The sequence below is a fragment of the Shigella sp. FC1544 genome (genome assembly GCF_001722145.1).
GTDB classification, from domain to species: domain Bacteria; phylum Pseudomonadota; class Gammaproteobacteria; order Enterobacterales; family Enterobacteriaceae; genus Escherichia; species Escherichia coli.
Genome location: NZ_MECT01000355.1, coordinates 20,436 through 27,222 on the forward strand (window position 1 = coordinate 20,436; position 6,787 = coordinate 27,222).

General features: G+C 51.5%; 5 protein-coding genes. 2 read left to right on the plus strand and 3 right to left on the minus strand.

The features are described from left to right. The first annotated feature begins 61 nt into the window (after positions 1 to 61). On the plus strand, positions 62 to 2,122 hold the full coding sequence (locus tag BGK49_RS16270) for an AsmA family protein (RefSeq protein ID WP_005031477.1): 2,061 nt from the start codon (positions 62 to 64) through the stop codon (positions 2,120 to 2,122). 233 nt (positions 2,123 to 2,355) lie between these two features. Here the strand turns inward: BGK49_RS16270 and BGK49_RS16275 are convergent, their stop codons facing one another. The 3 genes from BGK49_RS16275 to BGK49_RS16285 all read right to left on the minus strand — a co-directional run bounded on the left by BGK49_RS16275 (position 2,356) and on the right by BGK49_RS16285 (position 6,050). Then, a complete protein-coding gene (locus BGK49_RS16275; protein ID WP_001149007.1) occupies positions 2,356 to 3,678 on the minus strand; it encodes an MFS transporter in 1,323 nt (440 codons plus the stop codon). Positions 3,679 to 4,088: 410 nt separating this feature from the next. Then, positions 4,089 to 5,102 carry an inner membrane protein YhjD gene (yhjD, locus tag BGK49_RS16280; protein WP_000191257.1) on the minus strand — a complete coding sequence of 338 codons (1,014 nt, stop codon included), beginning with the start codon at positions 5,100 to 5,102 and terminating at the stop codon, positions 4,089 to 4,091. Between the two features lie 48 nt (positions 5,103 to 5,150). Beyond that, entirely contained in the window at positions 5,151 to 6,050 is a 900-nt protein-coding gene (locus BGK49_RS16285) for a LysR family transcriptional regulator (protein ID WP_000357788.1), read from the minus strand. A gap of 572 nt (positions 6,051 to 6,622) precedes the next feature. Between BGK49_RS16285 and BGK49_RS27625 the strand changes: the two genes are divergently transcribed. Then, a partial coding sequence (locus BGK49_RS27625; protein WP_047664789.1) for an IS1 family transposase occupies positions 6,623 to 6,787 on the plus strand: 165 nt, incomplete at its 3' end.

A 6,787-nucleotide genomic window follows, 5' to 3' on the forward strand; every position in this document is an offset into this window, starting at 1 on the left:
ATTTTCCGCCTGGCTGGACTATCTTTAGGACTGGCACAGGAAGAATATGAGGAAGCGAACGATGAGCAAGGCAGGCAAAATAACCGCTGCGATTTCAGGGGCTTTCTTGTTGTTGATTGTCGTGGCGATCATTTTGATTGCAACTTTTGACTGGAATCGACTCAAACCGACCATCAACCAGAAAGTCTCTGCGGAGTTGAATCGTCCGTTCGCTATCCGTGGCGATCTGGGCGTGGTGTGGGAGCGGCAAAAACAAGAAACTGGCTGGCGCAGCTGGGTGCCGTGGCCTCATGTACATGCAGAAGACATCATTCTTGGCAATCCACCGGATATTCCCGAAGTCACGATGGTGCATTTGCCGCGAGTAGAGGCAACGCTGGCACCGCTGGCGCTGCTGATCAAAACGGTCTGGCTGCCGTGGATCAAGCTCGAAAAGCCCGACGCGCGCCTGATTCGCCTCTCCGAAAAGAACAATAACTGGACGTTTAATCTCGCCAACGATGATAACAAAGACGCGAATGCAAAGCCGTCGGCATGGTCGTTTCGGCTGGATAATATTCTTTTCGATCAAGGGCGGATCGCCATTGATGACAAAGTAAGCAAAGCGGATCTGGAAATTTTTGTTGATCCGTTAGGCAAGCCGCTGCCGTTCAGCGAAGTTACTGGATCGAAAGGTAAAGCGGATAAAGAAAAGGTGGGCGATTACGTTTTTGGCCTGAAGGCGCAGGGACGTTATAACGGTGAACAGCTCACGGGTACGGGAAAAATAGGCGGTATGCTGGCGCTGCGTGGCGAAGGGACGCCGTTTCCGGTACAGGCTGATTTCCGTTCAGGTAATACCCGTGTTGCTTTTGATGGCGTCGTGAATGACCCAATGAAGATGGGCGGTGTCGATTTACGGCTTAAATTTTCTGGCGATTCACTGGGTGATCTCTATGAACTGACAGGCGTTCTGCTGCCCGATACCCCGCCGTTTGAAACGGATGGTCGGCTGGTAGCGAAAATCGACACTGAAAAATCGTCGGTCTTTGATTATCGCGGTTTTAATGGGCGAATTGGCGATAGCGATATCCACGGTTCTCTGGTCTACACCACCGGAAAGCCACGACCAAAACTGGAAGGTGATGTCGAGTCGCGGCAATTGCGGCTGGCGGACCTGGGACCGTTGATTGGCGTTGATTCGGGGAAAGGGGCAGAAAAGTCGAAACGGTCTGAACAGAAGAAGGGCGAAAAAAGCGTTCAGCCTGCGGGCAAAGTGCTGCCTTATGACCGCTTCGAAACCGATAAATGGGACGTTATGGATGCCGATGTTCGCTTCAAAGGCCGACGTATCGAGCATGGCAGTAGCCTGCCGATTAGCGATCTTTCTACTCATATCATCCTCAAAAATGCTGACCTGCGCCTGCAACCGCTGAAATTTGGCATGGCGGGCGGCAGCATTGCGGCGAATATCCATCTGGAAGGCGATAAAAAGCCGATGCAGGGGCGGGCAGATATTCAGGCTCGTCGACTGAAACTGAAAGAACTGATGCCCGATGTGGAACTGATGCAGAAGACGCTGGGGGAAATGAACGGTGACGCGGAACTACGCGGTAGCGGTAACTCGGTGGCGGCGCTTTTAGGCAACAGTAACGGCAACCTGAAACTGTTGATGAATGACGGGCTGGTGAGCCGCAACCTGATGGAGATTGTTGGGCTGAATGTCGGCAACTACATTGTCGGTGCGATATTTGGTGACGATGAGGTGCGGGTGAACTGCGCGGCGGCGAATCTGAATATTGCCAACGGCGTAGCGCGCCCGCAGATTTTTGCTTTCGATACTGAGAACGCGTTGATTAATGTTACCGGCACGGCAAGTTTTGCTTCGGAACAGCTGGATTTGACTATTGATCCGGAGAGTAAAGGGATTCGGATTATCACACTGCGTTCGCCGCTGTATGTGCGTGGGACGTTTAAAAATCCGCAGGCTGGGGTGAAAGCCGGACCGCTGATTGCCCGTGGTGCCGTTGCGGCGGCACTGGCAACGCTGGTAACACCGGCGGCGGCGTTATTGGCACTGATCTCACCTTCCGAAGGGGAGGCTAATCAGTGTCGGACGATATTGTCGCAGATGAAGAAGTGATGAGGTTGGATTGTGTTTGCTGGTGAGTTCGGGAGCAGCGTGTTCCCCTCACCCTAATCCTCTCCCCAAAGGGGCGAGGGGACTGTTTTGTGCGTGTTGAAACAACGAGTACCGCTTTTCCGTTCACTTTCTGGGGGAGGGCTGTTATGTTCGCGATATAACATCTCGCTCCGCTTTTCTCCCTCTCCCTTTCAGGGAGAGGGCTGGGGTGAGGGTGGCTGCCCACACGATACTTACAACGACTGATGTCGCGTCTCATGGGTCAGCAGCAGGGCGATTAACGTCAAGCCAGCCATCGCCGCCAGATATAACCCCACCGCACCTAACCCGTAGTTAGTCTGCAACCAGGCTGCGATATACGGCGCAACGGAAGCCCCGAGAATCGACGATACGTTGTAAGAGAACGATGCTCCGGTGTAACGCACTTCTGTCGGGAACAGCTCTGGTAACAGCGCGCCCATCGGACCGAAGGTCAGCCCCATCAGACTTAACCCCAGCAGCAGGAAGGCAAAAACCAGAATCGGGTTGCCAGAACCGAGCAAAGGGTTAAAGGCGAATAGCGCGAACAGGATGATCAGCGTGGTGATGATTACCATGCTTTTACGGCGACCAAAGGCATCAGCCAGTAATCCAGCGACTGGCACCATCACGCCAAAACCAATAACTGCCATCATCAACATCCACAACACTTCGTTACGCGGCAGGCCAAGCCCAACTGGCGCGGCAGCGGTACTAAAGGTCATAGAGTAGACCGTCATGATGTAAAACAGCGTATAGGTTGCCAGCATAATGAACGTACCCAGTACGGTTACGCGAACATGTTTGGTCAGCAGCGTACCCAGCGGGATCTTCACCTGTTTTTTCGCTTTAGCGACTTTCTCAAACACCGGCGACTCATGCAGCGACACGCGAACATACAGGCCGATAATGACCAGCACCGCCGAGAAGATAAATGGCACACGCCAGCCCCAGCTCATAAACTGCTCGTCGGTCAGTAGCCAGGAAAGCAGCAAGAAAGTGCCGTTGGCAAAGAAGAAGCCAATCGGTGCGCCCAGCTGCGGGAAGGAGCCGTACAATGCACGTTTGCGCGGTGGGGCGTTTTCAGTCGCCAGCAGCGCCGCGCCGCCCCATTCACCACCTAAGCCCAGACCCTGACCAAATCGAGCCAGCGCCAGCAGCAGCGGGGCGAAAATACCAATCGTGGCATAGCCTGGCAGCAGACCAATCACCACGGTCGAAATCCCCATCGTTAGCAACGAGGCGACCAGCGTCGCTTTACGCCCAACGCGATCGCCAAAATGACCAAAAACGGCAGAGCCAATGGGGCGCGCGACGAAGGCGATGGCGAAGGTGGCGAGCGACTGTAGCGTTGCTGCCGTAGGATCGCCCTGCGGGAAGAAGATATGCGGAAACACAATAACGGCCGCAGTGGCGTAAATGTAAAAGTCGAAGAACTCAATGGCTGTGCCAATGAGAGAGGCGACAAGGACTTTATTACGCGAGTTGATCGGCGTGTATTCTTGCTCGTGGTCGAGTGTTGTGGCTGTTGCTTGCATAATCTTTTCTTATTTTTTGGCTAACGAATAGCCATATTACGCACAGCAAAAGTGATATTTCAATGTGTAACAAATCGCGGAAATGGTCAAAAACCAGGCAAAAAGGGGATAATGTTTAGGCCAGTGATTTTTCTTCTATGAAATGCTTCACATAATTTTATAAATAGTGGATAAAACTGGTTTCAGGTTAAATAAAAGTTACCAATTGGATTTATATGCTGGGGTTATGAGTTAGAATGAAATTGTTTGCTCCTAAATAGATGGCTGAAGAGACTCTGGGGACGAGTTTCAAGAGGTTATGTGCGCATTATAGCCGGATGCGATGCTGGCGCATCTTATCCGGCCTACGGGGAGCCAGGCCGAATAAAATCGTATGCCGGATAAGGCGTTTACGCCGCATCCGGCCTATTTTAAGGCTGCGTTTTCCCTGGCATTCGCGGGTCGTCTTTATATTCGGCGGTGGCAATCCACGCCGCGCAAAATAGCGTCAAACGGGCGAAGAAGTAGAAAAATGCCATCAGCCCCAGCACGGAACCAAATGCTGCGCCAGAGGGGGATTTCATCAGCGATGGCAGGGTGTAGGTCATCACGATTTTAATCACTTCAAAACCAATAGCAGCCAGAAATGTTCCGCGAATCAGGGCTTTTTTGCGCGGACGGTGGCGCGGCAACCGCCAGAAGATCCAGAAGAAAAGCAGATAGTTGGCGAAGATGGAAATCGCCAGGCCAATCAATCGCCACGTCGGTTTCAGCCACTCAATGCTGTTCAGGTGCAGGGCGCTAATAATCATTTGCTGCGCCGAACCGGCAACCGAGGTGATCGAAAGCGTCACAATCAGCGCAATCAACAAACCAATCAGTGAAATAAAATCACGCAGATATTTTACCCAGAACTTCTCCTGATCTTGCGGCGAGCGTTCCCAGACATCGCGCGACTGGGCACGAATCGCTTCACGCAGGTTACCCATCCAGTTGATGCCGGAATAAAGTGCCACCGCCAGGCCGACAAGCCCTACAGTCGTACGCTGCTGAACGGCGGTGTTGATGGTGTTTTTCAACGTGGCGGCTAGTGTCGGATCGCTGATGTTTTGCAGAATTTTGTCGAAGATATCCTGTAGCAACATCGGATGGGAGGCCAGCACAAAGCCCCCTGCGGCAAACGACACCATCAAAATCGGGATCATCGACAAAAATGAGAAATAGGTGATAGCCGCACCAAACTGGTTACCCAGCCGATCGTTAAAGCGTTCTGTCGCGCGAATCAGGTGCGCAATAACCGGTTGGCGTTGGACTTTTTCGGCAGTGGTGGTGACGGTTTCCAGCGCCTGGCTAACTTTGCCGCCTTTCTCGCTATTATCCAACTGCTTAATCGGCTCGTGCTCCAGATCCTGGGTGGGACGTTTGATCTCGTTTTCCTGCGTCATCCGCTCTTTTGTCCTTCTGTCGTGGTCATTCTTAAAAAGTATAGTCGGTCAGTCCAGGTGCTCTTTCATTACGCCAGCCAGCCACTGCATAAACAGGTTTACACGCCGGGAAAGCTCCCGACGCTGCGGGTAAACCAGCGAAAGGGAGAGCGGCTCGGCACGGTAGCCAGGTAATACTTCAATAAGCCGCCCGGCACGCAGGGCTTCGCGCACGGCAATGCGCGGGATCTGAATAATCCCCAGACCGGCAAGACCGGCGGCGAGATAGTTTTCGCTACTATTTACCGTCAACATGCCGCCAGACTTAAACCACTGGACGCCATTAACGCTGGCAACCTCAAAACCTAACGGATGTACACCCAGGTGCGGTGTATAACGCACTATTGCGTGTGAAGTCAGATCATCGGGGCTTTGCGGATAACCAAAGCGCGTCAGATAGTGCGGACTGGCACAGTTGACCATGGTCAGTTTGCCGAGGGGACGGGCGATAACGCCATCTTCCGGTAACGCGCCAGTGCGTATCACGCAATCAAAACCATCATGAAGAATATCTACCGGACGGTCATGGCTACTCAGTTCCAGCTCAATTCCCGGATGCAGATAGAGAAATTCCGACAGGCGCGGCAGTAACAGGTTTTTCGCGATTCCTGGCGGGATGTCGATGCGTAATATACCGCTGATACTGGTGGCATCCTGTTGAAACAGACCGTCCAGTTCGTTGAGATTACTCAACACTTCTTTTGCCCGTTGATAATAGGTCATGCCTTCTGGCGTGAGTTTGACCCGTCGCGTGGTGCGCTGGAGAAGCTGGGTGCCAAGTTGATGTTCCAGTGCCTGTATCTGGCGCGAAACACTTCCCTTTGGCAAAGCAAAGAAATCCGCTGCGCGGGAAAAACTTTCCAGCTCCGCGACTTTGATGAACAACTGTATTGCGTGAATTTTATCCATTTCTTTGACCGATTGTTATTCACAGCGAAACAGTAACGCGCATATCGCATTGTTTATTGTTTTTTCTAACATCTAATGCCGGGTTTCACAATGTTGTCATGACGAATGTGGCGATTTCTCAGCAGGAAAAGGGCGGAATAGCTTTATGAGAAAGGTGAATCCCCTTAAACAGAGCGTATTTTTCAGTGATTCCCTTTAAAGTGAATAGAGGACGTATTGGCTATTTGTGCTTATTTTTGTCTCATTGCCATTTGTTATTTTGGCTTGTAGTCGCGGAATTTCATTTTTAATTGCATGCGTACTAACCACCAATATAAGGAAATCCTCAAAATTGTTTTAAATAGTGCCCTCGACATGTAATTTCAGGCGTTTAGCTGTAACTATTTATATCGGTAACTATTTTCTACGCGTCATCTCTGTAGAATGGCCACCGCCAAATGGCGAATTCTTATTTTTTCTCGCGGGTAATACCCTTCCACTACTTAAGTCTTTTTAACATATTCAGGTGGAGATTCAGGGTAATGCTGCCAACTTACTGATTTAGTGTATGATGGTGATTTTAAGGTGCTTGCGTGGCTTCCATTTCCATCAGATGCCCTTCCTGCTCCGCTACTGAAGGCGTGGTGCGTAACGGCAAAAGCACTGCCGGACATCAGCGCTATCTCTGCTCTCATTGCCGTAAAACATGGCAACTACAGTTCACTTACACCGCCTCTCAGCCCGGTACGCACCAGAAA

Bases quoted from the DNA above. Each gene is read 5' to 3' on its own strand.
- yhjD (WP_000191257.1), bottom strand. From the start codon at position 5,102: ATGACGCAGGAAAACGAGATCAAACGTCCCACCCAGGATCTGGAGCAC.
- BGK49_RS16285 (WP_000357788.1), bottom strand. From the start codon at position 6,050: ATGGATAAAATTCACGCAATACAGTTGTTCATCAAAGTCGCGGAGCTG.
- BGK49_RS16270 (WP_005031477.1), top strand. From the start codon at position 62: ATGAGCAAGGCAGGCAAAATAACCGCTGCGATTTCAGGGGCTTTCTTG.
- BGK49_RS16275 (WP_001149007.1), bottom strand. From the start codon at position 3,678: ATGCAAGCAACAGCCACAACACTCGACCACGAGCAAGAATACACGCCG.